Source organism: Spiribacter onubensis, from assembly GCF_040838425.1.
GTDB classification, from domain to species: Bacteria; Pseudomonadota; Gammaproteobacteria; order Nitrococcales; family Nitrococcaceae; genus Spiribacter; species Spiribacter onubensis.
On the sequence record NZ_JBAKFI010000004.1, the window covers coordinates 117,797 to 144,164 of the forward strand.

Below are 26,368 nucleotides of genomic sequence, written 5' to 3' on the forward strand. Positions count from 1 at the left end.
GCGCTGCGCGCTCGGGTCGAACCCTTGGTCCGGCTGTTGGGGGTTCGAACCTCCCGGATCCCGGTTATATGACGAAAAAACCGGCCTTCGGCCGGCTCTTTCGTCATATGGCGCGCCCGGGAGGATTAGCTCGGCCCTGCGGGCCTCGTGCTCTCGCGCTGCGCGCTCGGGTCGAACCCTTGGTCCGGCTGTTGGGGGTTCGAACCTCCCGGATCCCGGTTATATGACGAAAAAACCGGCCTTCGGCCGGCTCTTTCGTCATATGGCGCGCCCGGGAGGATTCGAACCCCCAACCTCCTGATCCGTAGTCAGGTGCTCTATCCAGTTGAGCTACAGGCGCGTTGTGAGAGCCGCGGATTATGGGGGGTTTGGAGGGCAGCGTCAAGATCGTCGCTGGTCGCCAGCCTCGGGCGAATTGGGGCGAAACGGACAGTTGATCGGTTATGCTTTGGTGTATCGGAAAGGACGTGAGGGAATCGGGATGAGGATCATCGGAACGGCAATCACCACCACCTGCGGCATCCTGTTGGGCCTCGGTCTGGCAAAGGCGGAACCCGTTCAGATCGAGGTCGCCAAGACCGCCAGCTGCGGGTGCTGCAGCGCCTGGGTGGATCACCTAAGGGACAACGGCTTTGAGGTCGTGGCCCACGATGTCAGCCACCAGCAACTCAACGGCATCAAGGCACAGCTGGATATCGATCCGGTCCTCACCTCCTGCCACACGGCGATGGTGGATGGCTATTTCATCGAGGGCCACGTCCACGCCGATGAAATCCGCGATCTGCTCTCCGAGCAACCCGAAGCCCGTGGGCTGACCGTCCCTGGGATGCCGATCGGTTCGCCCGGCATGGAAATGGGTGACCAGCAGGATGCCTACGAGACCCTGCTGGTGATGGATGACGGCGTGACGGCCGTTTTTGAGGCGCACCACCCCGATACCCGATCCCGTTAAAAAGAAAATGGGGGCAGTCGACACTACCCCCGAACGGGCCGTCCCTGGCCCCGGGGGTGAAGCACCCCCGCCAGCTCCTTCGGTGACTTACTGCGTGACGGTCACGCCCTCGGCGTCAATGCCGTCCTCAATGCGGCTCGATTCGACGATGAGCTCTCCGCTCCCTTCGTCTTCCTGCACGACCTCAAGGCCGGTGTCATCGCTGTCGTCGTTGTTGACGGTGTGCGTCTCCGTCACGGTGACACGGACGTTGCCCGGGCCCTCTTCCTCGAAAACGACGCCCTTGCCGCCGTTGTCCCGGGACACCGAGCCGAGCACCACGCCATGGACGCTGCCGGCGTCCTCTTCCGACATCTTGAAGCCGTCATCCGCGTTGCGGTAGGCAAGCGTGTTGATGTAGTCCAGGTTGCCACCGCCCGGGCCGGCCTCGTCCATATCCACACCTTCATCGTAGTTGCCGCTGATGGTGCTGCTGATCATGGTGAGGTTGAGGTCGCCGGCATCGGCCTCGTCGTAGTCGATCCCGTCATCGACATCGATGCCGATCTCGTATGCCTCGACGTAGCCCGAGTCGTAGAGATCGACTTCGCGCTCGAAGCAGCTGTCATCCGGCGTGCCCGTCACGTCACCCGGGATGTCCGCCTCGCGCACCTCGCCATCTTTGAACTCACCCTCCGGCTCGGCGGGCATGTAGGCGGCGAGCAAGGCAGGGTCACAATACGCGCCGTTGTCGATGAAACGGGTCCGCGTCATGGTCGAATGGATGGAACCCGCCTGGCCTTCATCAAGCTCCAGTCCATCCGCACCCACCCGGGTGAACAGGGACGCCAGCCCGGTGACATGAATATCCCCCTCACCGCGCTCATCGACCCGCAGGCCATCGGCATCGAACTTGCCATTGCCGACGCCATCAACGGTGACGTTATTCAGGCGCACACGAACCGAGGCGGGCGACCCCTGGCCGCCACCCCCCGCACCGGCACCACAGTCATCGGCCAGGGTGCAGTCAGAGACGTGGATGCCATGGTTGGCCACGCCCTTGACCAGGACGTTATCCAGAGCGAGATCAACGATACCGGTCTGATCGTCGCGGACATCGATGAAAATGCCCTTGCCGGCGGTCTGTCCGTTGGTATCCCCGCGGTTGACGATGCTGAACTGACCCGGTCCCTCGAAAGCGAGATCACTGATGGCGAGGCTCCCGCCATTCGCGCTTACGAGCAGATGCGTGTTGACATCGGAGCGAAGGCGCTGGCCATTGCCGATGATCTCCAACGGAGCCTCACCCTGGTAGACGAGACTCTCGGCGATCACGATGTCATCGCCGGTTGCAATGACGACCTGCGAGGGTGCGTCCGTTGCGGCCGCCTGCGAGAGCGCTGCGCGCAACGAGCCATCGCCCGCATCCTGGGCATTGGTCACCATGATCGGGGCGGTTGTCTGGGCCGCGGCCACCCCGGCGAACAGGGCGGAGAGCGCGAGGGCGCTTGTCACCTTCATTGATCCATTCCTCATTGCGTGAACATGTCTCCGATCACGCTAGTACCCCCCTGTGACAGATCAATGAACGAAAGATGACGGGATCAAGTCATGGCAGCCGCAAATACGGAGGTTATACTGCGTATTTGGGCATTTCCGGGGGCAGAACAATGCTGGAGCGATTCTTTGGGCTGGCCGAGAACGGGACGGACATCCGTCGGGAGGTTCTCGCCGGTCTCACGACCTTTCTGACCATGGCCTACATCGTTGTGGTCAATCCGAGCATCCTTTCCGATACCGGCATGGACTGGGGCGCGGTATTCGTGGCGACCTGCCTGGCCGCCGCCCTCGGCAGCCTCATCATGGGCCTTTATGCCAACTATCCCTTCGGGCTGGCCCCGGGCATGGGACTCAATGCCTATTTCACCTACGGGGTTGTACTGGGGATGGGCATTGCCTGGCAGACCGCGTTGGGCGCGGTTTTCCTCTCCGGCATCCTGTTTTTGATCATCTCCGTCCTGCCGATCCGTGAGTGGCTGATCAACGCGATTCCCATGTCACTCAAGATGTCGATCTCCGCGGGTATCGGCTTTTTTCTTGCCATCATCGCGCTGAAAAACGCCGGAGTGGTGGTCAATAGCGACGCCACGCTGGTCACCCTCGGGGATCTCACCACGCCGTCCACGCTGCTGGCCATGCTGGGATTCGTGATCATGGTGGCACTCAGCTACCGCAAGATTCCGGGCGCGGTGCTGATCGGCATCCTGGCGGTCAGCATCCTCGGCGTGCCGTTTGGCGTAGCCGAGTTTGACGGCGTCATCTCGCTGCCACCGGATCCAAGCCCGACCTTCATGCAGATGGATATCGCGGGCGCCATGGAACTCGGGCTGGTGTCCGTAGTTCTGGTCTTCCTGTTCGTTGATCTTTTCGACAGCACCGGCACCCTGGTGGGCCTCTCGCACCGCGCCGGCTTCCTCGACAAGGATGGCCGCATCGGCCGCCTGCGCAATGCCCTGGTCGCCGACTCCGGCGCCAGTATCGGCGGCGCCGTCCTCGGCACCTCCACCACCACAACCTATATCGAGAGCGCGGCGGGTGTGAATGCCGGCGGCCGCACCGGACTCACCGCCGTGGTGATCGCCGGACTGTTCCTACTGTCGCTGTTCTTCCTGCCGCTGGTCAGCGCGATCCCGGGCTATGCCACGGCGCCGGCGCTGCTGTTCGTCGCCTGCATGATGGTCCGTGGCCTTGCCGAGCTGGACTGGGATGACATCACCGACACGGCGCCAGCGGTTGTCACGGCCATCGCCATGCCGCTCACCTACTCCATCGCCGACGGCATGGGCCTGGGTTTCATTACCTACGTGCTCGGCAAGACCCTGGCCGGCAAGCCCGGTCAGGTTCACATCGCCGTCTGGCTGATTGCGGCGCTGTTCGTCCTGCGTTTCGCCTTCATTCACTGACCGCGACCCGCGGCCCCTGTCCGGCAGAGCCGATCGCCTGCCGGACAGGGGCCCGCATCATGCAGGCCGCGAGGCTCGGTAGGCGATCGCGGCATGCAGAATGATCACGGCCAGCAAGGAGGCCAGATGGATCGATAGCGGCGCCGGGACGACTGCGAAAATCCAGACCGCGAGCGGGAGGAACAGCAATAGCGCCGTCCACAGCCCGGGGTTGTACCGCCGAAGCCGCACGGCCCAGGCAGCATGCAGAAGCGCGTTCACGATCACCAGATAACCCGCCAGGACACCCCATGCCGGGTTGCCGCTCGCGAGATAGAACACGGCGAGCAACACGAACCAGACGCATACCACATTGACCACCCAGATATCCGCCGCCGTGAGGCCTCTGCGCTCCGGGCCAAGCAGTCCTTTCAGAAAGACCGCAAAACGATCCGCATCATGCTCTTCGAACTGATGAATCATATAGATGGGTAACGCAAGGTAAACGGGCAGCGCGATTCCGGCACCAGAGAGCGGGTAAAGCCCGATGAGCAGTAGCGCCGCCGGCGGCGTTGCATACACCCAGTATTGAAAGATTCGGTTCAGCAAGATCAAAAACTCCGTTATTCGGCCCCGGCCAATATCGGGCCGCCCTGGACGCCGCCGGAATCATAGCGCGGTATTGGACAGGGCGCTCGACACGGAAAAGTCACAGACCGTCGATATTGTCATGATTCCTATCAGGCAAAGGGATGGCGACTTTCCGATGAGCACCGCATCCGGGGCATCCATGCAGGCGGAGGCCCCCGCCGCCAAAACGGTTCAGGGTTACATCGACGAAACACCCGTATGGCGGGATGGTACCAACGTGCCCAGTGCGCCGATGACGCGCATGCAGTGGTGGATATGGGTGCTGGCCACGGCGGGCAAGTTCTTCGAGGGGCTCGTGGTTTTCATGACCGGCGTTGCCCTGCCCCTGATCGTCTCCGAATTCGGGCTTTCCGCCGCCGAGAAAGGCGTGGTCGGCGCCGCAACGCTTGCCGGCATTCTTTTCGGTGCCTCGGCGTTGGGCGGCCTTGCCGATACGTTCGGCCGCAAGCACATGTTCATCGTAGAGATGATCATTTTTGTGGTTTTCCTCGCCGCCTTGAGCGTGAGCCCCAGTTATCCGCTGCTCGTCGTTTTCCTGTTCGGGATGGGTCTGGCACTTGGCTGTGATTACCCGACGGCCCACCTGATGATCTCCGAGAGCATCCCGAGCCGCAGCCGCGGAAGACTGGTGCTGAGTGCATTCGGCTTCCAGGCGGTGGGCGCGCTCGCCGGGACCGCGATCGGCTATCTGATCCTCGCCAACCTCCAGGACGTCACGGCCTGGCGGTGGATGTACGCGACCGCCATCATCCCGGCGATCCTTGTCATCATCGGCCGCTTCACGATTGCCGGCAGCAGCCACTGGCTGCTCGAGCGCGGCAGAACGGAAAAGGCGGAGAGAGAACTCAAGCGGCTGCTGCAGCGCAGTCCGGAATACCCGAAGAAGATTCGTCTCAGCGCCCCGGCAGAACCCCAGCAGAGCGCTTCCCGGCAGAGCGGATTGCGTGGTTACCGCGAGTTGTTCAAGGGACGTAACCGGCGCGCCACAATCCTCGCCTCGATGCCGTGGTTCCTCCAGGATCTGGGCACCTACGGGATCGGCATTTTCACGCCGACGATCCTTGCCGCCGCCCTTGGGCATCAGACCGCCAATCCACACAACATCACGGCGATCATTCAGAACGATATCCTGGCGGCAAAGGGCGCCGCACTCATCGATATTCTGCTGATTGTCGGGATTGTCGCAGCAGTGCTGCTGGCCGATCGGGTGGGACGCATCCGCCTGCAGGTGATCGGCTTTGTTGGCTGTGCGATTGGACTGGCACTCGCGGCCTTTTCCCAGAGCTTCAGTGGTCGGATGCAGATGACGCTGCTGGTCATGGGATTCATGCTGTTCAATTTCATGACCAACATGGGCCCGAACGCACAGACCTATCTGATCGCTGGCGAGGTTTTCCCGACACGGCTGCGCGGACGCGGTGCAGGATTCGCCGCCTCATTCGCGAAAATCGGGGCTGTCCTGACGGCCTTTCTGTTTCCCATGCTTCTGGCGAAGATTGGCACGCAGACCTTGCTCATCATTCTCGTGGGCACTTCCCTTCTGGGTGCATTGATCACCGCGTGGTTCCGAATCGAGACGACGGGAAAGAATCTCGAGGAGATTGGCGGGTAGCCTTGCCTCTGGAACAGAGATCAAGTCCCGTGGTCCGGTGCGGCCGGTGTAGAATGGAAAATGCGGGATTGACGGATACACATGGGGAAAAACGATGAAGAAGATCATCCTTACCGGTGCACTGATTTGTCTCGGCGGAACCGCCCTGGCGCAGGAGCATACGCTGACCACTTACACCCAGCTCAGCTCTCCGGAGTACCACGATACCGGCACGTCAGGCCCTTCAGTGGGCGATATGTACCTGCGGTATGGCGAGGTTGCACTCACGCCGGACGGACCCGTCGTGGGCGACTATTACACGCAGGCGACACTGGTCTTTCACGATGAGCAGGCTGGGAAAAGTGCCCGGTCATTCAAGAAGGAATTCATCCTCCCTGGAGGCTCGATTTACACAATGGACTTCGTCGCGCTTGATCATGGCAAGCCGGTGGAGGCCGAGCATGTCTCCGAGGGCGCGATCATCGGAGGAACCGGCGACTATGCCGGTATCCGCGGGACTTACACCCTGCGGATTGTGTCGTCAGGCGACAGCGCCGAGACGACGCTTCGCTACTGGCTGGGGAAATAGAAGAACCGGGACCACCCCCGGCTCTGTCTGAGCCACAGCCGAGGGCAGTCCGGCGCTCGGCCGGTCGACGCCATCTTCCAAGCTGATTACATCGTGAAGCGTTGGGATGACTTTCAGTACCACCACTGCAGTTGCGCCTGCAGCAGCTGATTGTGGGACTGATTGGCATGGGTCGTGGAGTAGACCAGACTGAACCGGCTACGCTCGCCGGCCCGTGCACCAATGCCAAGTTCAAGCACCGCCGAGTCCTGCGCGATGGGTGCCGCCTTGACAGTGAAGTCAGGTCCCGTTTCAAACGACAGGGTCGTCTCCGGGGCACGATCTCCCCAGGCATGCTGCCAGCCCGCCGAGACCGACGCCTGCCAGACTGACGCGTCCTCGTCCTTCTGCCACTCATGCATCCAGCGCGCCCCCAACGTCCCGAAACCCACTTCCGAGTCCACGGAACGGCCCGAGAGAGCGGCCTCGGCACCGGTTTCTGAAAAGCCAGAGGTATGGAGCCAGGCCTGATCGAGGCGCGCAAACGGCGTCAGCTTCACGCCCGCATCCTCTGCAGCCGGAATGCTCAACTCGGCAAATACCCGAGTCGCGCGGGAGTCGACCGTCGAGCGCGCATCGCCCCGGTCGTCCACGGCAATCGGGCGGAGCACATCGGCCTCATTCCAGGATTGCATCACGCCACCGTTGAGGCGCAGCCCATCGTCCTCGTGCGTTGCATAGGCGAGCAAATGATAGGCCGAGGTGTTTGCCCGGCTCGAGACCACTTCGGTGGTCGTATCGCCCGTTCCAAAGGCTGCGCCTACCCGCAGTCGCGGGTTCACTGCCCGATCCGCGCCAACCAGGATGCCACTCATGTCCGCGCTCGCCTTGCGTGCGTCTGCATTGGAATCGAACGAAGCCCGGTTGCCATAGGCCTGCGCCCAGAATGTCGTGCCATCCGCCGACTCACCGACCTGTGCCTGGCGACCGGTCTGCGCGTCGGTCAGCCAGCTGTCGTTGAGCCGCCAGTTGACCATCTGCCCCAGCAACCGCCCGCCAGAAAGCAATGCGGCCTGATTGGCGCTGTATACCTCCCCTGACCACGCCTGATACCGCTGCGGCAATACGCTCGAGTCGTCGTTGAGCAGCACATCGCGGTAAGGCGTCGCCTCCGACCCCTGGGCATCGATGGCCCGCGCCACGGCGCGCTGGTTGTTGGTCTGCGCAAAGCCGGCCATGGAGACCGCGTTGCGCTCCGCCACCACGCCCAGCGTGTCACCGGTATTGTTGAAATCGAGGTCGATGAAGGTGTAATTCGTGTGCAGATTCTCGAATGTACCGGTGAGCGTACCCGCCTCGATCATCGAGTAGGTCCGATCGAGGACGATGCCATCCGCGGCATCGAGCTGGAACACCGCGCTATCTTCGATCGTCGCGGTTCCCCTAACGACAACCCGATCGGCGTTCTGATCACCGTCCACTTCGTAGACGTAGGTCGCCCCGTCGCCGAGGGTAAGGTCGCCCTCCACGGTGAGCGTACCGACAGAGTTGCCGGGCGCGAGGGTACCGGTGATACTCACGTCGCCTACCGTGCCGGTGCCCTCAAGCGTTGCCGCCGACGCCACGGTTAGCGCCGATTGCGCGATCGACCCATCCACCCGCAGCACACCGCCGGTAATCGTGGTCGCTCCGGTGTAGGTATTCCTGCCGGTCAGTGTCAGCCGGCCTTCACCGGCCTTGCTGAAGCCACCCGTCCCCGAGATGTTGTTACTCCAGACCGAGTCATGGCCGTCCGTGTTCACTGCGAAGGTCGCCGGGAAAATCGAGTCATTGCCCTCGATCAGCGAGGGGTGGGCGAATACCGCCGGCCCCTTCACCGCCTGGCCGATATTCACGAGGCCATGGCCATACTTCCTGGTCGAGTCTTTCTGGCCGACCACGGTTGCCGTGGTCAGCAGGACCTCGTTGATCTGGCGTGCCGTCATGTAGGGGAAAGCCTGCCTGAGCACCGCGGCGGAACCGGCAACGAACGGCGCCGCCTGCGAAGTACCGTTCATATCGCCGTAGGTATTCATCGGAAAGGCCGAGTAGATAGCCAGGCCCGGAGCCGCGATACACCAATCTGCCGCAAGACCGCATTCATTGCTGAAGCTCAACAGCGTGACCTCGTCCGTCTCCTCGTCGATATCAACCGCGGTCACGGCAATCAATGATCCAGCCAGATCGGAGAAGTCGTACTGCTCGACGATCGACTCCGGCACCTGGTTGCCCTCCCAGGTATCCGGATTCTGGTCGTCTGCGTCTGTTGTGTAGGCGCGATAAAGCGCATCGGCGGGATCATCAGTGTAGCCAAGAGCCGAGTTATCCGGCGTCACTAACGGCAGAGTGCCGAAGCCATCGGGCAGAATCGATGCCTCCGGCTGGTCGATCCGGTTGTTCCCCGCTGAGAACACCATCACGATATCGTTCTCTGCCAGGCGCTGGACATGGTCGGCCTTGGCCAGCAGGTCCTCGGCGTAATAGAACTCGAAGTCGACCTCGCGATAGTGTTCAGAGCTCTTCATGGGCGCAGCGCGCGGGCCGAAGCTGCCGTTCATCACCGACACACCGGCCTCCACCAGATCCTCGGACCAATCATCAACGGCCGGGTATCCGGCATCCGACGTTGCGACCACATTGGCAATGGAGGCGTCGTAGGCCACTCCCATCATGCCGAAGCCATTGCGACCCGCCGCTGCGATCCCTGTCACGTTGGTACCGTGCAAGGGAAAATCAGGATAACCCGCAGCGGGAAAGGCGGGCTGCGGCGTCGGCCAGAAGACGCGGCCAGCGAACTCCGGATGACTCAACTGAACGGCGGAATCCGCGATGCCGATCTTGACACCCTTACCGGTAAAACCGCGCGCATAGGCGTCTGCCGCGAATGTGTACTTAAGCCCCCAGTTTCTCAGGTACTCCGGGGTGATAAAGTCGGATGGGGAAGCCCCCTCGCCCATCACCGGCGCCGCCAGACACATGGTGATGACGCCACCCGCGACACCGATCGTTCGTTTTTTCATGGTTTATCCATCTCCTGTTTTCCGGTCGCGGGTTGCCATCGTTCACAGAGGCACCGTAACGCTTGCCGACACCCATCGATCCGTGCCGCGCTCGCTATCGTTTCTCAGATCAAGATCCACCGCCAGACGAACACCGCTGGCGAGTGTTTTTACGACCCCCAGATTCAGCGTCCGATAGGCCTTTCGGGAACTATCCAGCGGCAGCGTCATTTCACTGCCCGCCCAGCTGGTCAGGGCCAGTTCTTCGGCATCGCCGTCAAATTCATGGTTCAAGGCAACGGAGCCATAGGGTGTCCACGAACCCGCGGTTCGCGCGAACTGCCATCCAAGCGCACCGGCCAATGAGCCATACCGCTGGCTGCCGACCGTCAGCCGAGTGGACTGCTCCCCGTCCTGCGCGTCCTCGGTATAGCCATTGACCCTGACATGCTGCGCAAGCAGACGAGCGAAGGGCCCATGCATCAGTGCGCCGGCCTCCATGGTGTAATCCAGTTCGACACCGCCCGCCAGAATATCCCCCCGGGTGTCACCGGCATGCTGCCGGGTCTCATCACCAATGCTGAACCGCCGGATCGAGTCATAATCCTGTCGCCCCACCGTCAGAGCGCCTGTCAGAGAAAGTGCGCCCTGCAGGTATCCACCGTAGAGACTCGCCTTGTAATCCCGGCGCTTCAGATCACCCGCGTCATTCCAGTCTGATCGGCTGTCATCGACGCGCAGAGCAGCACCGACCATGGCGGTTTCGCTGAACCGCCGCTCCACGCCAACCATCGCCGCGCGGGGTCTGCGATCGCCGTAGGTCATCTCCGCATCGCCACCCTCGGCGCTGCCCCAGAAATCCGTTTCACCGACCCTCGCGTGTCGCAGATTGATGCCGGCCCGGCGCTGCAACCGGGTCTGATAAACCGCCTGATCACGGACTGTCGATTCGGGAAAATCACTGAAGAAAAAACCAGCCGACTCAACGCTGGCAATAAAGTCCTGCACCCGCTGGGTATTTATGGAAAGGGCCAGGAGGAGACCATCACCCTCGGTCGTGAAATAGGCCTCCGGATCATAGGGAAGCGAGCCGCTGTACTGGGAATAGCTCAACAGAAGCACGCCGTCTTCCGGATCATTCCAGACATCGATCTCGGTGAATTTCGCTCCGCCACCTGGCTGGCCGTCAGGGTAAGTCTGCGACGGGTCCAACGGGTCGACCGCATAAAGCTTCGCCCCCTCGGATTCCTGGATCACCCCGTCACCATTTGCGTCCACCCAGTCAAAGCCGGTAACGAGAATGGAATGACCGCCCTCCATATCCGGATAGAAGAAATTGATAAGCGTTGCATTCCCAGCGGCCAGAGAAGATTCAATGAACTCCCACGTCGGAATCGCATCGATTATTCTGTCGCGACCCGGGTAATCGGGCTGGATCGGGTCAAAAACCTCCGCCGGAATCATCCCCTCGATGCTGACAAGATCAAAGCCGTTGTCCGCGAGGATATACTTCTCGAGACCCCGCAGCGCGTCCTGCGCTCCAGTCCCCTCGCCGGGCTGGGTATCCATGTAGGGTTCGGTGATGAGAAGCGTATCGGTTTCTATCCAATCCGCGTAGGAGCGGCCCGTCAGACGATCAGCGAAGTAAAATTCATAGGCATTCTGGAAAAATGTCATGGCATTGGTGCTCGACGTCGGCACACATGCCTCGGCCCCGACGAAGTCGTGGGCCGCGTCGTCGAGGCTGTACTGGTTCAGCCAGCCGAAATCAGCCCGGTTCTGTATTACCCGGTACTGCTCGGCAGCAACCTGTGGCGCGACGGCAAGGACGCACGCGAGGCATATCACTCTCAACGTCTTTCGCACGAAATATCCCGGGTGGTCTGGAGAGGGCACCCGATAGGCATGACCTCCCCGCGGCTGAGCCCTCATTGGTAGCCCAACGGCCGCCTCGTGTACTGCCTGTCCGCACTCGTCACGGAATCCACGAAAAGTGACACCGACCGTGTGATCTTGCCCAGTAACAGTGGACACTCGATTACGCCACTATCCGGGCCTCGAACGCATCAGGGCTGATGGTTCCAAGGGCAGAATGGCGACGGGTTCGGTTGTACTCCACTTCGATATATTCGAAAAGGGCCTGGCGCAGGGCATCGGGGTGCATCAGTCGCACACCGTGGATGCTCTCGACCTTCAGGCTGTGGAAGAAGCTCTCCACCACCGCATTGTCGTAGCAGTTGCCTCGGCCGCTCATGCTGGCGACCAGTCCGTAGCGACGGATCAGGTTGCGGTGATCCCAGCCACAGTAAACGCTGCCGCGATCCGTATGCATGATCACATCGCTCGGCTCCCCACGCCGGGCAAGCGCCGCTCGCAGGGCCGTGCAGGCGAGCTCAGCGTCGATGCGCGTGCTGGTCGCCCATCCGATCACCTTTCGCGTGCACAGATCTAGGATCACCGCGAGGTAGAGCCAGCCCTGTATGGTCCGCAGGTAGGTGATGTCACCCGCCCACTTCTCGTCTGGCCGTGTCGCACTGAAGTCCTGAGCCAAGAGATTGAGCGCGACACCGAGCGAGTGGCCCGAGTCGGTGGTATGCCGAAAGGGTTTGGCCGCGCGGGCCCGCAACCCCTGCCGGCGCATACTCTCAGCCACGGTTTTGCGGTTCATGGTCATGCCCTCAGCCTCCAGCTCCTCGCGAAGGCGAGGCGAGCCGTAGCGGCGCTTCTTTGCCTCAAAGAGCTCAATCACCTTTTCATCCCGCTTGGTCCGCTCAGCCAGGCGTTGCGAAACGCTGTCCCGACGGCGCAGCCATGCGTAGTAGCCACTGCGCGAGACGCCGAGGACCGCGCACTGCAGGGCGATGCTGTGGGCCGATCGATGCTGGTGGATGGCGGCGTACTTCAGTCCAGCTTCTTTGCGAAGTACGCCGCGGTTTTTTCCAGGATCGTGACCGTTTCGGTCTTGTCGGCAAGCTGGCGCTTGAGCCGGGCGTTTTCCTCGCGGAGCTGGCGCTCGCGGTCAGTGACGGACTTCTCGTGTGCTGCCTTAGCCCGCCACTGATAGATCTGCGTCGCGTGCAGGCCGAGCTCACTGGCCGCGGCTGCAACACCGATGCGCTCGGCGAGTGCCAGCGCCTCGGCACGATATTCCGCGCTATAACGGACCCTTTTGCGCTTTGGCATGTCGTTGGCTGCTGTTGCCATGGTTCACCTCCAGTCTACTAACTTACTGAGGTGTCCACTGCCGATGGGAAAGATCAGAGCGTGTACGCACCGTCAATGAACAGCGACACCTGGCTTGCGTCAATGGGCAGCGCGATGGCCGATTCGCTATCGATTCCGTACACGAGTGCTCGCCCATGGTCCACAATGGCCACATCGACCAGCTCGATTTCCGCCTCGTGGACCTCCCCATCGGCGACCCAGGTCAATACCGCGTTCGGCGGATCGTTCTCGAAGCTGTCCTCGCCGTCGTTCCACAGGGCAACAAACTCATGCGCATTCAGATACTGATGGGCACGATTCGGCCGGTCGGTGAACGCGAATATCTCCCGTTCCATCGGGACGATCAGGACATTCCCTTCCTGAATCTCCACCGCATCCGCCGTGTGGGCAAACAGCCATTCGGCACGGTCATCTTCTGTAGCGAAGGCAGGGGCCGCGAAAAGACCGGCCGTCATGGCCACTGTAATGATTGACTTGTACACCGTAGATCTCCATTTTTCGAAAAATTCCGCCACTTTACGGCCCCATCGAACCGGGGGCACAAGCAGCATTATTTCAACCCCATGGGCGACTAGAAGAGTCCCCCGGGTCCAGCATCGGCCTGATACCCGCATGCGCCCATTCCATTGGGTATGCAGCTGCCATCCACGTAGATCGAGACGTCGCGCATTGTCTCGGGCAGTGTGCCGGGGTTGGCTCCGGTTATGGCGTATCGGATCGCGCGTCCCCGATCGAGCACGGATGCGTCCATGAACACGAGCTCCTGTCTCTTAAGAATTCCATCCTCGATCCAGCTGATGACCACATTGGGCGGATCGACACGGAAACTGTTACTGCCCTCCTCCCAGCCCGACACGAACTCATGGGCGTTGAGATGCTCATGTCGACGTTCGGGCCGATCCGTGAAAGCGAAGATCTCTCGCTCCATCGGCACGACGATCGCTTCTGAGTCGATCACTTGCGCATTCTCGGCGCCCTGTACGAAAAGCCACTCCGGTCGCTGATCATCGGCGCCATATGAGGGTGTTGAAAAAATGGCGACGGCGAGGGCCGCGGTGCTGATGGTTTTTCTCACTATCGATCTCCACATGTTGTTTTTTTGTGCGCACGCATACTGCGTTCCAGCGCAACAGACTCAGGCCAATCACTAGAAACTGTCGGATATACCTTCAGTGATACCCGATTCAACACATCTGGCAGATCGACAGCTGACTCCATATCGATCCGATAGATGATGTTCCGTCCGAAGTCCGCTACAGCCGCGTCACGCAACTTGATCCCGGCCTCATCAACCGTTCCATCCGCGTCGTCCGCCGTGTGAACGAAAAGCCACTCCGCTCGCCCGTCCTCATCGGTCTCTGGTATCACTAGTAGCCTAATCTCCGCATCTGATACAGCATCGCCTAGTGTGCCATGCTATCGATATACAGCGACCCGCTGACCGGTCGGTTGAGGCTCATCCCTCCGTCCACTATCGAGACCTGGTAGTGAAGAGCCCGCCCGTGATCCGCTACGGCTGCATCCGTCAGTTCAATCTCAGCCCGCCGCATCTCACCGTCCTCTTCCCATGTGAGTACGGCGTTGGGTGGGTCCTGGCTGAAGCTGTCCTCGCCATCGTTCCAGATCGCCACGAATTCATGTGCGTTGAGATAAAGATGGTCTCGGGCGGGTCGGTCGGTGAAGGCAAAGATCTCCCGCTCAAGCGGAACGACAAGCGTCGTTTCGTCCACCAATTCAACACCATCCGCCGAATGTACAAACAGCCACTCCGCCCGATCTTCATCAGCGGCGAATACAGCGGTTGTGAGCATGGTGCCCGTGATGGCCATGGCAGCGATTAGCTTCTTCACAGTCTGGTCTCCCTTCGATAACGTTTCGACGGTACTGTCCAGCTATACACGGGCACAGGCCCACAAAAGGTCAACTCCGTAGACGTTGACACGGCCATCCTCGGCTACCGCACACTGCTGTAGCCAGCTGCAATAGCCATCGCATTAAAAACCTCAGAAAACCCATCCACGAACAACGACACGTGACGAGCCTCCTCGGGAACGCTCGTGCCCGCCTCAGAATCAACTTCGTAGACGATGACTCTGCCATGATTGGCTGTCGCGACGTCCACCAGCTCAAACTCAGCCTCGTGGACCTCCCCGTCGACCACCCAGGTCATCACCGCGTTCGGCGGGTCGGCCTCAAAACTATCTTTACCCTCGCTCCAGAGTGCGGCGAACTCATGGGCGTTGAGGTAGTGGTGTCTCCGGTAGGGCCGTTCGGTGAATGCAAAGATCTCCCGCTCTAGCGGAATGGCAAGCGTTGTACCATCAACAACCTCTGCACCGTCTGCCGACTGCACAAACAGCCACTCCGCCCGATCTTCATCGGCCGCGAGTGCAACGGTGGAAAGACTGGCGGCCGCCATGAAAGCGGTGGCAATCAGTTTTTTCATATTCCAGATCCTAGTATCAGCTTGCAGGTGACCTGCGAGTCTTCAAAGCAGGCGAAAGTGTGATCCGTCATATTTTGAAAGGTTCCCGAAAAAGTGCAAGCGCGGGATCGAGGAAGTTTCCGGGTGCCGGGAACGCCGCGTGAGGCACTGCTGGAGCGCGCATGAATCCACGCAGGGACTGAATCCAGGTATCTGACGGGAAGAGAAAAGGGGCCGGCGGCCCCTTTTCGTGATGGGTAGAGAGGGAGGGATTGTTTCGGCCCTCGATCGTCCTCTGACGAAACATGAGGGGCATGGTCTCGCCCTGCAACAGTGGACACTCGATTACGCCACAACCCGGGCCTCGAACGCATCAGGTCTGATGGTTCAAGGGGCGGGATGGCAGCGGGTCCGGTTGCACTTCGCTTCGATGGTCTCGAAAAAGGACCTGACGCAGGGCGTCGGGATGCATCAGCGGCACACCATGGACGTTTCGACCTTCAGGCTATGGAACAAGGCCTCCACTGCCCGTGGACAGTATCAACACGGATAGCCGATGTAGACTGCCCAGCAAAGTCCATCAATGTACAAAGCAGCGTCCTGCCCAGCTTCCGCCAGCACATCCGCCTCCTCGATGGCAATCTCATACTGGATTGCTCGGCCATGACTCACCACCTTCGCATCCAGCAGTTCGACCTCCAGTTCCTGAACCCCGCCATTCTCGATCCAGGTGAGAACGGCATTGGGCGGATCATCACCAAAGCTGTCCTCGCCATCGTTCCAGACCGCCACGAATTCGTGTGCGTTGAGATAACGATGGTCCCGGGCGGGCCGGTCGGTGAATGCGAAGATCTCCCGCTCCAGCGGAATGACAAGCATGGTTTCGTCCACTAACTGAATACCATCCCCGGACTGCACAAACAGCCACTCAGGCCGATCATCGTCGGCGGCGATTGCAACGGTGGAGAGACTGGCGGCTGTCATGACCGCAGTGGCAATCAGTTTTTTCATATTCCAGATCCTGATATCAGCTTGCAGGTGGCCCACGAATCTTTAAGGCAGGCGAGACGAAGATCGTATTCTGAAAGGTTCCCGAAAAAGTGCAAGGGCGGGATCAGCGCCCTGTCCGCGGCTTATGCGATGACGAGTACTTCTTCCTCAAGATCCGAGCCGGTCTCATCAACGCATATCAACGAACAGGGATACGTGATGCATGGTATCCGGCACAGTTGCGTCCGACATCAAGTCAAACTCATAGATGATGCGCCGTCCATAGTCGGCTACGACGGCATTGACGAGTTCGACCTCTGCCTCTTCAACCTCGCCATCCGCCATCCAGGTCATCACTGCGTTGGGTGGATCGTCGTGAAAGCTATTCTTACCGCCGTCCTAGAGTGCGACAAACTCATGGGCATTCAGGTAACGATGCTCGCGATCGGGCTGATCAGTGGACGCGAACACGTCCCGCTCCATGGGTAAGGCAAGCAGGCTCCCGTCCCGAATCTCAGCCACGTCCGCCGTATGGGCGAACAGCCACTCGGGCTCGCTTTCCGCGGCCGCGAGTCCCATCGCAGAGAAAAGAACGGCCACGATCGCACCGCCTTGGATCACGCTCTTCAATGAACGACTGAGCATCATCATCGGTTCAGTGCCTATCTGTCACATTGGGAACGCGGTCGGGTTAGACATGAAATCATCGATATAGAGCGCGGCATCAATCCCCTCAGCCGGGCCGCTCGCGTCACCTTCCACAGCGATCTTGTAGTGAACGGACCGACCGTGGTCCTCGACCTCGGCGTCCAGCAGCTCGACCTCCAGTTCCTGAACCTCGCCATTCTCGATCCAGGTCAGAACGGCATTGGGCGGATCATCCGCAAAGCTGTCCTCGCCATCGTTCCAGACCGCCACGAATTCGTGTGCGTTGAGATAACGATGGTCCCGGGCGGGTCGATCGGTGAACGCGAAGATCTCCCGCTCAAGCGGAACGACAAGCGTGGTTTCGTCCACCAACTCAACACCCTCTGCCGACTGCACGAACAGCCACTCCGCCCGATCATCATCAGCGGCGAATGCACCGGTGGAGAGACTGGCGGCCGTCATGACAGCGGTAGCAATCAGTTTTTTCATATTCCAGATCCTGATACAGATTGAAGAGGGCCTACCAGTCATCGACGTAGGCGAAAATATGATCCGTCGTATTCTGAAAGGTTCCCGAAAAAGTGCAAGCGCGGGATCGAGGAAGTCTCCGGATGCCGGGAACGCCGCGCGAGGCACTGCTGGAGCGCGTTGAATCCACGCAGCAACTGGATCCAGACATCTGACGGGAAGAGAAAAGGGGCCGATGGCCCCGTTTTTGTGTCTGGCGGAGAGGGAGGGATTGATTCGGCCCTCATCCTTCGGGCCTCACCCTTCGGGCGCCTCGCTCATGCTCGGCGTCCCAACTGCCTGACGGCGATTGGTCGAACCCGATCCGCCTGCTCCGGGGGTTCGAACCCCGGCTTTCATCAGGCAAAGAAAAAGGGGCGCAAGGCCCCTCTTTCTTTGCCTGGCGGAGAGGGAGGGATTCGAACCCCCGGAGCCTTTCGGCTCACCGCATTTCGAGTGCGGCGCTTTCGACCACTCAGCCACCTCTCCAGCGAGCGCTGAGTGTACATCATCCCCGGATCGGGGTAAAAATCCTGGGGACCGTCATCGCTCAGTAACAGGACCGGCTTAGTGTCTTCAGGATCAACCAAACCGCAGGCTGGAGAACACGATGAAAAAGCAGACCATTGCGCTGACTGCCCTTGCCGCCGCTGCGATTGCCGGCGCCGCCAGTGCCGAGTTCGCACTGGATGATCGTTACGTCGATAACGATGGCGATCTGATCGCTGACATTCCCGAAAACGCCTCAGAGTGGGTCGACCCGGGCACACTTGTCTTCGCCTACACCCCGGTCGAGGATCCGGCGGTCTATGCCGAGGTCTGGGAAGGATTTCTTGACCATATGGCTGAGGTGACCGGCAAGAACGTCCAGTTCTTCCCAGTGCAGTCCAACGCCGCCCAGATCGAGGCGATGCGGGCGGGACGTCTGCATGTCGCGGGATTCAACACGGGCTCCAACCCCATCGCCGTGGCCTGCGCCGGCTTCCGGCCATTCGCCATGATGGCGGCCGACGACGGTTCATTTGGCTATGAAATGGAGATCATCACCTACCCCGGGTCCGGCATCGAGTCGGTTGAGGACATCCGTGGCCAGGAACTGACTTTCACCGCTGAGACTTCCAACTCTGGCTTCAAGGCGCCATCGGCGATTCTGAAGGCAGAGTTCGACATGGCGGCTGGCGAGGATTTTGATGCAAGCTTCTCCGGCGCCCATGACAACTCCATCCTTGGGGTCGCCAACCAGGACTACCTCGCCGCCTCCGTGGCGAACTCGGTGAAGGGGCGCATGCTCGACCGCGACGTCATCAGCGATGACCAGATCGAGGTGGTCTATCAATCGCAGACCTTCCCCACCACTGGATACGGCGTTGCGCACAACCTGACACCGGCGCTCCAGGAGAAGATCCAGGAGGCGTTCTTCGGCTTCGACTGGGAAGGCACGGCGCTTGCCGAGGAGTTCGGCCGGAATGGTGAGGACCAGTTCATCCCCATCACCTTCCAGGACGACTGGGCCGTGATCCGCACCATCGATGAAGCCAACGGCGTCGTCTACGACTGCGAATAAGCAGACAGCGACTCATGCTAATGGACGGGCGGCCGGTCGGCCGCCCGTCTCCTCGTTTCGACCGGGGAACACTTCCCATGCTGGAAATCAGCGATCTCACCAAGACTTACGCGACTGGTGACACGGCGCTCTCGGACGTTACGCTCGCCGTCCCGCAGGGGCAGATCATGGGCTTGATCGGTCCATCCGGCGCGGGCAAATCAACCCTGATCCGCTGCATCAACCGCCTCGTCGAGCCAACCTCCGGCAGGATTCGGCTTGGTGATGTGGATCTGGCGATAATCGGCCACCGCGAACTGCGTCGGCAACGGCGCCGGATCGGGATGATTTTCCAGGAATATTCTCTCGTCGAGCGCCTGACCGTGATGGAGAATGTCCTCTCCGGCCGGCTGGGGTACGTCCCCTTCTGGCGCAGCTTTACCCGCCGGTTCCCGCCGGAGGATATCCAACGCGCCTACCAGCTGCTTGATCGCGTCGGACTGATCGAGCAGGCCGACAAGCGCGCCGATGCCCTGTCCGGTGGTCAGCGCCAGCGTGTTGGCATCGCCCGCGCCCTCGCGCAGCAGCCCGAGCTCCTGCTCGTGGATGAACCCACGGCCAGCCTTGACCCGCGGACCTCACGCCAGATCATGCGACTGATCACGGAGATCTGCACCGAGCAACATCTACCGGCGATCATCAACATCCACGATGTCCCCCTCGCCCAGCAGTTCATGCAGCGAATCGTGGGCCTGCATGGGGGCCGCGTTGTGTTCGATGACGTGCCTGCCAAGCTCAATGAATCAACACTCACCACGATCTACGGCGAGGAGGACTGGAACCCGAACCGCGAGGAAGATGCCCCCGCCGGGGCGGGTTCGGCGCAGGCGGCCGATGCGTCAATCGAGGCCGCAGCCCGATGAGTAGCGACGCCCTGTCGGGCTACCCCAGGACCTGGCGACGTCCGCCGCAGATCATCACCGATCGCCGCTGGCGGATCGGCATTCAGCTGGGCATTCTCGCGTACCTGCTTCTCGCCGGCGGCTCGATCGAGGTGGATTGGCAGCGTGTGGTGGAGGGCCTGGAACGCGGCCAGCGGTTTGCGATGGGCTTTCTGCACCCCGACTTCGCCAGTCGCTGGGGAGATATTTCACGCGGGCTCATCGAGAGCCTGACAATGACGCTGACCTCGACGGTCATCGGCGTGTTGATCTCGGTACCCATCGGGATTGGCGCCGCGCGCAATCTCGCCCCACGCAGTATCTATCTGGTCTGTCGCGCCATCATTGCGGTGAGCCGCGCCCTGCAGGAGATCATCATCGCGATCTTTTTCGTGGCGATGTTCGGCTTTGGTCCCTTTGCCGGCTTCCTGACCCTGAGCTTCGCCACCATCGGATTCCTGGCAAAGCTGCTCGCCGATGACATTGAAGAGATCGAGCCCGGACAAGCGGACGCCGTTCGCGCCACGGGCGCCTCCTGGTGGCAGCTGATCAACTATGCGATCCAGCCACAGGTCATGCCGCGGTTGATCGGCCTTTCACTCTATCGGCTTGACATCAATTTCCGCGAATCGGCGGTGATCGGCATTGTCGGAGCCGGCGGCATCGGCGGTACGCTGAACACGGCGATCGATCGATATGAGTACGACAGTGCCGGCGCCATCCTGCTGGTCATCATCGCCGTCGTGATGGTTGCCGAGTACGCCTCGGGTTACGTCCGGAAGTTCGTCCAATGAGCCGGTCCAGCGAGCAGACGGCCATCTGGCGCCATCGCACGACCCGACAGCAGCTGATGCTCTGGTTCGGCTGGCTCGGGCTGGTCATGCTCTTCGTCTGGTGCTGGCAGCTCATGAACCGGGAGACCATGTGGTTCTTTGTGCTGGATGCACCCCGCCAGGCGGCGGATATCGGTGGGCGGATGTGGCCGCCCCGCTGGGAATACCTGCCGGAGCTGCTGATTCCGCTGTGGGATACCATCAACATTGCCACCATCGGGACCATCGGGGGTGTACTCATGGCCGTGCCGACCGCTTTCCTGGCGGCGCGCAACACGACCCCTTCCCCCCGGTTCCTGCGCCCTGTCGCCCTCTTCATCATCGTGACCTCGCGCTCCATCAATGCGTTGATCTGGGCATTACTTCTCGTCGCCATCATCGGCCCGGGCATCCTCGCCGGCATGGTGGCCATCGCCCTGCGCTCGATCGGTTTCGTCGGCAAACTCCTCTATGAGGCCATAGAAGAAACCGACCCGCTTCAGGTGGAAGCGGTGGCGGCCACCGGCGCAGGCCGGGCGCAGGTGCTCAACTACGGCATCGTGCCGCAGATCATGCCGGCCTTCTGGGGCATCTCAGTATTCCGCTGGGATATCAATATCCGCGAGAGCACGATTCTCGGCCTGGTGGGGGCCGGCGGTATCGGCCTGAAGCTGCAGGGGTCGCTGAATACCCTCGCCTGGGGCCAGGTCAGCGTGATCCTCCTGCTCATTCTCGGCACCGTGGTGGTGAGCGAGTGGATCTCGGCCCGCATGCGCCACGCGATCATCTGAGCGGAACGCGCTAGACTATGCGGTATCGTCATCGCGTCACGGGAACAGGATGGATCAAAGCACCGCCACCGACGCTCTCACAGCCGCCCCACCCGGGTTCACCGCCTACGAGGCGATCCGGCACCGGCTACCGGCACCCGCAAGAGAGGGCGCCTGCCGCCGGGCCAGAGATCTTGGCGACATTGCCGATGCCTATGACACGATCCTGCTGGACGCCTATGGGGTGCTGAATCGGGGCATGGAACCCGTCCCGGGCGTACCGGAGCGCATCCGCTCCCTGCAGGCCACGGGCAAGCGCATCATGGTCGTCTCCAATGCCGCAGGATTCGCGCACCGCACACTCATGGAGCGGTACGCACGACTGGGCTATGACTTCGATGCCGAGGACGTCATTACCAGCCGCAAGACACTGGTACGGCAGCTAGCGCAGGAGTCTCCCCGGCACTGGGGCATGATCGCCGGACAGCATTTCGGCCCAGATGAATTCCCGCCCCTCGACTACCGCATGCTGGCCGATGACATCACCGACTACGATGCCGTCGAGGGATTTCTGCTCGTTGGCGCATCGGAATGGAGTCCCGCGCGGCAGGCCTTCCTCGTGGAAAGTCTCAGGCGGCGACCGCGCCCGCTGTTCGTGGCCAACCCCGATCTGCTCGCCCCGCAGGAAGGTGGATATTCCACCGAGCCGGGCACCTACGCCCATGAAATACAGGACGAGACCGGGGTCGAGCCGGTTTTCTACGGCAAGCCGTATGGCAACATCTTCGCGCTGGCCATGGAACGACTGCAGCCGGAGACCGGCTTTGACCCCGAGCGTACGCTGATGGTCGGAGACACACTCCATACCGATGTGCTGGGCGGACAGACGGCCGGCCTTCACACCGCGCTCGTGACAGACAGTGGCGTACTGGCCGAAATGGACATCGATGCCGCCATCGCCACCTCGGGGATCGCTCCTGACTGGATTCTCGATCAGGCCTGAGCGGATCCCCCCGGGAGCAGCCTTGATTCCACGTATCGATTTCCGAAAGCTTGAAGCGGGTAATGCGGACACACTGCGCGAGGTAGCCTCCGGCGCCCGTGAGGTGGGCTTCCTTCTGTTGGAGAACACACCCGTCACCGCCGAGCAGCAACGGGCGGTGCTCGCGGCCTACCGGCAGTTCTTCCGTCAGGATCCCGCCCTCAAGGCCGAAGTGGATATGGCCCGCACCGGCGCGAACCGCGGCTGGGGGGCCTCCCGGTCGGAGCGCGTCGACCCCGTGGCCAACCCGGACTACAAGGAAGTCTTTGATTGCGGCGTCCCGCTCAGCGCGGATGATCCACTATCCAGTCTTCCGGTTTACTCGGAAAACCTCTGGCCCCGCTCACCGGCCGATTTTCAGGTAACCGTCGAGGACTATTTCATACGGGCCCGGCAGGTAGCGATGACGATGCTTCGGGGCATTGCCCGCGGCATCGGCCGCGATCCGGACGCGTTCACCGACAAGTTCGCCCGGCCGATGGCACTACTACGCGGCAACTACTATCCGCCACGACCGGCCTGGGCCGGCGACCGCGATTTCGGCATCGCAACCCATACCGATTACGGATGCCTCACATTGCTCGCCACCGACGGCCGAGGTGGCCTCGAGGTGGAACTCCGGGACGGCCGCTGGCATGGCGTCCATACGGAACCCGGCGCATTCGTGATCAACTTCGGGGAAATGCTTGAGATGTGGAGCGCGGGTGCGGTCAAGGCCACACCCCATCGAGTCATTGGTGGCACCGAGGAGCGGATATCGGCACCACTTTTCTTCAACCCCGATTATGAGGCCAACGTCGCGCCGCCCGGATGCGGCCGGAGAATCAGCGCCGGGGAGCATCTCAGCCAGCGCTATGCCGAAACCTACCTGCACATGGGGAACGGCTGATAAGCGATCCCGCCGATCAGCCGTTCAGCCGTTCAGCCAGTCCAGTGAGCAGTCCATGATCAGTGGGCTTGCCGGCGGCAGATCAAGCGTCATCCTCGCCACCACACGGGGTTCGCCACTGACCCGGGTACGGATGCTGGCGCAGTCGCCCACCATGCCCGTACTGACCACGGCGCCCTCAAAGGTGGTACCAGCCGGACTGGTGTTGCGCAGGGTGGCGCCCACCGCCGCACGCCCCTGACGGCTGAGCCGTGCCAGACGTGCCACCGTGCCGGTGCCTGTGGGACAGCCCCAGAGGACACCGGGATGCCCGTAGGTGCCACCGGTGGCCACCCAGCAACCGGGCGTTTCCTCGCGTTCCGGCCACATCCAGTGCAGGAATCGAGGCAGGCCCACATCCCCCAGCACCGGGTGCCTGAGATCGAAATCCCGCTGCACCGCCTCGATCACCTGCGCGGCGAGGGCCAGCGCCTCTGCGTCGCCGGCCCGTTCAGGCGCCAGGCCGACGGCATCGGCGTCGACCATCACATAATGGCCACCGCTCCAGACCAGGTCATACGCGACGGTCCCGATACCTGGTAGTTCGATCGAGGCATCGGCACGGTGGACGAAGGTTTCATCACCTTCCACGCACACCGAGGTGACCTGACCCGCCTGCAGCGTCACATGGGCATCCACCCGACCGCCAGGCGTCTGTAGCCGCACGCATTGCACGCCATCCTCCGTCGTCCGCGGAACCCGCCCGCTCTCGACGAGCGCGCAGGCGGTCGCCATGGTGTTGGAGCCGGAGAAGAACGGATAACCCATCACCTCCATGATGATGAACCCCGCCTCGGCCTCGGGATCATCCGGCGGCGTGATCAGATCGACGCAGAAGGCGGGCAACCCATAGGGCGGCTCGATCAGCAGCCGGCGCAGGCCGTCCCCCGGCCCGCTGAGCCATTCCATGCGCTGCCGCACGCTACGGGTTGCGTCGACGGGCACACCGGAGAAGACCACGCGATGAATGTCAGTGCCAACGGCGACATCCGTCCACTCCAGGCGCGCTCCCCCGTCAGCGACCGGCATGGGGCGCCCCGACCTGTTCCCAGTGCCGGTCGGGAACCACCACCAGCTTGCCCACGTAATCCTTGTTCATGAAATCGGTCTGCGCCCGGTGGAAATCCGACAGCGGGTAGGCGGCATCAAGCAGCGGTCGGATACGACCGGCGAGTGCATGTCCGAGCAGCCGCCTGAAATCGCTGCGCCGGCCCTGCGAGGAGCCGTGCAGCTGGAGCTGCTTGAGGTACATCGTACGCAGGTCGAGATCCACCACCGGCCCGGCGATGGCGCCAGCCGTGGTATAGCGGCCCTCCGGACGGAGAATGCGCAACAGATCGTTGAAATGGGGTCCGGCGACGAGATCGGCCACAACGTCGATGGCCTCGCCGCCAGTGGCCTCCTCCACCGCGGCGACCCAGTCATCGGCGGCACGGTCGATGACGGCTTCGGCGCCGATCGCCTTCAGCGCCTCTGCCTTGTCGCTCCGTGTCACGGCGTAAGGGATGGCGTCACGAGCGCGGCAGAGCTGAACAATGCCGGAACCGACCCCCCCCGAGGCACCGGTGACGAGGACGCGCTCACCGGCCTCGACCGCAGCGCGCTCGAGCATATGCTCGCCGGTCAGATAGGCGCAGCAGAAGGTGGCGAGCTCGGCATCGGTGAGATCCGTCTCGACAGCATGCGCATTTTCAGCCGGCACGCACTGGTACTCCGCATAGCCACCATCCCGCCCATGACCGATGTAGTCGATGTCGGCAAGGCTGTCGTCCTCGCGATTGTAGAGACTGAAATCCACGACGACCCGCTCGCCGATACGCGACACTGGCACGCCATCGCCAACGGCGACGACCCGGCCGACACTATCCGTCCCCTGGATACGCGGAAAGGTCAGGGTCGAACGCCCGCGCCGCCACGTGGAGACCGCCTGGGGATCGGTATCGCTGCCATAGGCGCCCTCGCGTACCCACACATCGGTATTGTTCATGCCGCAGGCACGGACCTCGATAAGCACCTCGCCGGCGGCCGGCTTGGGCACGGGAACGTCAGTGCGGTATTCCAGGGCATCGAGTCCACCATGGCGGGTGAGCAGGACGGCGGCCATGGTCTCGGGGATTGCTTTCGAATTCACGGTTTCTCGCTGGCTCGGGGCGCCGGGGCGCTGATTGATGGGACCGGTGGCAGGCGACCGGAAAGGCGTTCCAATGTAGTGGGGAACTGGCGCTCCGCTCAAGCCCCTCGGCGAGCCCCGAAGAACTCCTGCAGCATCGCGGCGGCCCTCTCCCCCTCAAGCCCGCCCTCGACCGCGATTCGATGGTTGTGTGTCGAGTCTCGATGCAGGCTCATGGCGCCACCACAGGCGCCGGTCTTTGGATCACTGGCGGCAAAGACGAGGCGCTCGACACGGGCATGAATCATGGCGCCGATGCACATGGGACAGGGCTCGAGCGTGACGAACATTGTGCTCCCCGGCAGACGATAGGCCCCCAGACGGGCGCCCGCGGCCCGAAGGGCGACGATCTCGGCATGCGCGGTGGGGTCATGCAACGCGATCGGCTGATTGAACCCCTCACCGACGATCCCGCCGTCAAGCACCAGGACCGCACCGACCGGCACCTCGCCAGTCGTCGCCGCCCTTGCGGCGAGCGAAAGCGCGTGACCCATAAAGACCGAATCTGCGGCTGTCCCATTCATCGTCCGACAGCCTAGCGCGGCGCCATGCCATGAGCCAGCGGGGGATGATCCCCGGCGGGGCATACGGCGACGGTTTTCTGGTTTAATCTCCCCTCGCACTTTACAGACCGGCGCGTTGTGAC

The 26,368-nt window shown here is 61.8% G+C and carries 26 protein-coding genes and 2 tRNA genes; 10 read left to right on the top strand and 18 right to left on the bottom strand.

Annotated features, from left to right (window positions below; all coding sequences use genetic code 11):
* Positions 1–263: 263 nt before the first annotated feature.
* Positions 264–340, bottom strand: a tRNA-Arg gene (locus V6X63_RS08350).
* Between the two features lie 141 nt (positions 341–481).
* Here V6X63_RS08350 and V6X63_RS08355 point away from each other — a divergent pair.
* Positions 482–952, top strand: coding sequence for a DUF411 domain-containing protein (locus V6X63_RS08355; protein WP_367978619.1), 471 nt, complete (start codon positions 482–484; stop codon positions 950–952).
* An 87-nt stretch (positions 953–1,039) separates the two neighbouring features.
* On the opposite strand, the gene V6X63_RS08360 is transcribed toward V6X63_RS08355, so the two are convergent.
* Positions 1,040–2,452, bottom strand: coding sequence for a hypothetical protein (locus V6X63_RS08360; protein ID WP_367978620.1), 1,413 nt, complete (start codon positions 2,450–2,452; stop codon positions 1,040–1,042).
* Positions 2,453–2,601: 149 nt separating this feature from the next.
* Between V6X63_RS08360 and V6X63_RS08365 the strand changes: the two genes are divergently transcribed.
* Positions 2,602–3,894: an NCS2 family permease gene (locus V6X63_RS08365; RefSeq protein WP_367978621.1), complete on the top strand. Its 1,293-nt coding sequence runs from the start codon at positions 2,602–2,604 to the stop codon at positions 3,892–3,894.
* Between the two features lie 57 nt (positions 3,895–3,951).
* On the opposite strand, the gene V6X63_RS08370 is transcribed toward V6X63_RS08365, so the two are convergent.
* The gene (locus V6X63_RS08370; protein WP_367978622.1) at positions 3,952–4,482 is read right to left on the bottom strand and encodes an HXXEE domain-containing protein; all 531 of its coding nucleotides are present in this window, start codon (positions 4,480–4,482) and stop codon (positions 3,952–3,954) included.
* 157 nt (positions 4,483–4,639) lie between these two features.
* On the opposite strand from V6X63_RS08370, the gene V6X63_RS08375 reads away from it, so the two are divergent.
* Together V6X63_RS08375 and V6X63_RS08380 are read left to right on the top strand one after the other, a co-directional pair.
* Positions 4,640–6,136, top strand: coding sequence for an MFS transporter (locus V6X63_RS08375; RefSeq protein WP_367978623.1), 1,497 nt, complete (start codon positions 4,640–4,642; stop codon positions 6,134–6,136).
* A gap of 94 nt (positions 6,137–6,230) precedes the next feature.
* Positions 6,231–6,704, top strand: a complete 474-nt coding sequence (locus tag V6X63_RS08380) for an allene oxide cyclase barrel-like domain-containing protein (protein WP_367978624.1) — start codon at positions 6,231–6,233, stop codon at positions 6,702–6,704.
* A 113-nt stretch (positions 6,705–6,817) separates the two neighbouring features.
* On the opposite strand, the gene V6X63_RS08385 is transcribed toward V6X63_RS08380, so the two are convergent.
* The 12 genes from V6X63_RS08385 to V6X63_RS08440 all read right to left on the bottom strand — a co-directional run bounded on the left by V6X63_RS08385 (position 6,818) and on the right by V6X63_RS08440 (position 18,005).
* A complete protein-coding gene (locus V6X63_RS08385) occupies positions 6,818–9,742 on the bottom strand; it encodes an autotransporter domain-containing protein (protein ID WP_367978625.1) in 2,925 nt (974 codons plus the stop codon).
* Between the two features lie 42 nt (positions 9,743–9,784).
* Positions 9,785–11,569 carry an autotransporter outer membrane beta-barrel domain-containing protein gene (locus V6X63_RS08390; RefSeq protein WP_367966377.1) on the bottom strand — a complete coding sequence of 595 codons (1,785 nt, stop codon included), beginning with the start codon at positions 11,567–11,569 and terminating at the stop codon, positions 9,785–9,787.
* Between the two features lie 190 nt (positions 11,570–11,759).
* A protein-coding gene (locus V6X63_RS08395) for an IS3 family transposase (protein ID WP_367978626.1) occupies positions 11,760–12,925 on the bottom strand; the annotation gives its coding sequence in 2 pieces (ribosomal slippage) (positions 11,760–12,661 and positions 12,661–12,925; 1,167 coding nt in all).
* A 53-nt stretch (positions 12,926–12,978) separates the two neighbouring features.
* Positions 12,979–13,428: a hypothetical protein gene (locus V6X63_RS08400; RefSeq protein WP_367966375.1), complete on the bottom strand. Its 450-nt coding sequence runs from the start codon at positions 13,426–13,428 to the stop codon at positions 12,979–12,981.
* 89 nt (positions 13,429–13,517) lie between these two features.
* Positions 13,518–14,021: a hypothetical protein gene (locus tag V6X63_RS08405; RefSeq protein WP_367978627.1), complete on the bottom strand. Its 504-nt coding sequence runs from the start codon at positions 14,019–14,021 to the stop codon at positions 13,518–13,520.
* Between the two features lie 328 nt (positions 14,022–14,349).
* Positions 14,350–14,796 (bottom strand): hypothetical protein, encoded by a 447-nt coding sequence (locus V6X63_RS08410; protein ID WP_367978628.1) that lies wholly within the window; start codon positions 14,794–14,796, stop codon positions 14,350–14,352.
* Between the two features lie 104 nt (positions 14,797–14,900).
* Complete coding sequence (locus tag V6X63_RS08415; RefSeq protein ID WP_367966370.1) at positions 14,901–15,392, bottom strand: hypothetical protein; 492 nt, start codon at positions 15,390–15,392, stop codon at positions 14,901–14,903.
* A gap of 519 nt (positions 15,393–15,911) precedes the next feature.
* On the bottom strand, positions 15,912–16,382 hold the full coding sequence (locus V6X63_RS08420; RefSeq protein WP_367966369.1) for a hypothetical protein: 471 nt from the start codon (positions 16,380–16,382) through the stop codon (positions 15,912–15,914).
* A gap of 168 nt (positions 16,383–16,550) precedes the next feature.
* Complete coding sequence (locus V6X63_RS08425) at positions 16,551–16,715, bottom strand: hypothetical protein (protein WP_367966368.1); 165 nt, start codon at positions 16,713–16,715, stop codon at positions 16,551–16,553.
* A 45-nt stretch (positions 16,716–16,760) separates the two neighbouring features.
* Positions 16,761–16,991 carry a hypothetical protein gene (locus V6X63_RS08430; RefSeq protein WP_367966367.1) on the bottom strand — a complete coding sequence of 77 codons (231 nt, stop codon included), beginning with the start codon at positions 16,989–16,991 and terminating at the stop codon, positions 16,761–16,763.
* A gap of 39 nt (positions 16,992–17,030) precedes the next feature.
* Positions 17,031–17,498 (bottom strand): hypothetical protein, encoded by a 468-nt coding sequence (locus tag V6X63_RS08435; protein ID WP_367966366.1) that lies wholly within the window; start codon positions 17,496–17,498, stop codon positions 17,031–17,033.
* 419 nt (positions 17,499–17,917) lie between these two features.
* Positions 17,918–18,005: transfer RNA gene (locus V6X63_RS08440), tRNA-Ser, on the bottom strand.
* 121 nt (positions 18,006–18,126) lie between these two features.
* On the opposite strand from V6X63_RS08440, the gene phnD reads away from it, so the two are divergent.
* The 6 genes from phnD to V6X63_RS08470 all read left to right on the top strand — a co-directional run bounded on the left by phnD (position 18,127) and on the right by V6X63_RS08470 (position 23,513).
* Complete coding sequence (gene phnD / locus V6X63_RS08445; RefSeq protein ID WP_367966304.1) at positions 18,127–19,080, top strand: phosphate/phosphite/phosphonate ABC transporter substrate-binding protein; 954 nt, start codon at positions 18,127–18,129, stop codon at positions 19,078–19,080.
* Between the two features lie 77 nt (positions 19,081–19,157).
* Positions 19,158–19,982, top strand: a complete 825-nt coding sequence (phnC, locus tag V6X63_RS08450) for a phosphonate ABC transporter ATP-binding protein (RefSeq protein ID WP_367966303.1) — start codon at positions 19,158–19,160, stop codon at positions 19,980–19,982.
* Entirely contained in the window at positions 19,979–20,794 is an 816-nt protein-coding gene (gene phnE / locus V6X63_RS08455) for a phosphonate ABC transporter, permease protein PhnE (RefSeq protein WP_367966302.1), read from the top strand. The genes phnC and phnE (V6X63_RS08455) overlap by 4 nt, the downstream gene beginning before the upstream one ends.
* The gene (gene phnE, locus V6X63_RS08460) at positions 20,791–21,603 is read left to right on the top strand and encodes a phosphonate ABC transporter, permease protein PhnE (protein WP_367966301.1); all 813 of its coding nucleotides are present in this window, start codon (positions 20,791–20,793) and stop codon (positions 21,601–21,603) included. Before phnE (V6X63_RS08455) ends, phnE (V6X63_RS08460) begins: the two co-directional genes overlap by 4 nt.
* Positions 21,604–21,652: 49 nt before the next feature.
* Positions 21,653–22,585, top strand: coding sequence for an HAD-IIA family hydrolase (locus V6X63_RS08465; protein WP_367966300.1), 933 nt, complete (start codon positions 21,653–21,655; stop codon positions 22,583–22,585).
* Positions 22,586–22,607: 22 nt separating this feature from the next.
* A complete protein-coding gene (locus V6X63_RS08470) occupies positions 22,608–23,513 on the top strand; it encodes an isopenicillin N synthase family dioxygenase (protein WP_367978629.1) in 906 nt (301 codons plus the stop codon).
* 24 nt (positions 23,514–23,537) lie between these two features.
* On the opposite strand, the gene V6X63_RS08475 is transcribed toward V6X63_RS08470, so the two are convergent.
* The 3 genes from V6X63_RS08475 to tadA form a co-directional block, all read right to left on the bottom strand.
* The gene (locus V6X63_RS08475; RefSeq protein ID WP_367978630.1) at positions 23,538–24,581 is read right to left on the bottom strand and encodes a proline racemase family protein; all 1,044 of its coding nucleotides are present in this window, start codon (positions 24,579–24,581) and stop codon (positions 23,538–23,540) included.
* Positions 24,568–25,683, bottom strand: a complete 1,116-nt coding sequence (locus tag V6X63_RS08480) for an alcohol dehydrogenase family protein (RefSeq protein WP_367978631.1) — start codon at positions 25,681–25,683, stop codon at positions 24,568–24,570. Before V6X63_RS08480 ends, V6X63_RS08475 begins: the two co-directional genes overlap by 14 nt.
* 98 nt (positions 25,684–25,781) lie before the next feature.
* Positions 25,782–26,345 (bottom strand): tRNA adenosine(34) deaminase TadA, encoded by a 564-nt coding sequence (tadA, locus tag V6X63_RS08485; protein WP_408022307.1) that lies wholly within the window; start codon positions 26,343–26,345, stop codon positions 25,782–25,784.
* Between the last annotated feature and the right edge of the window lie 23 nt (positions 26,346–26,368).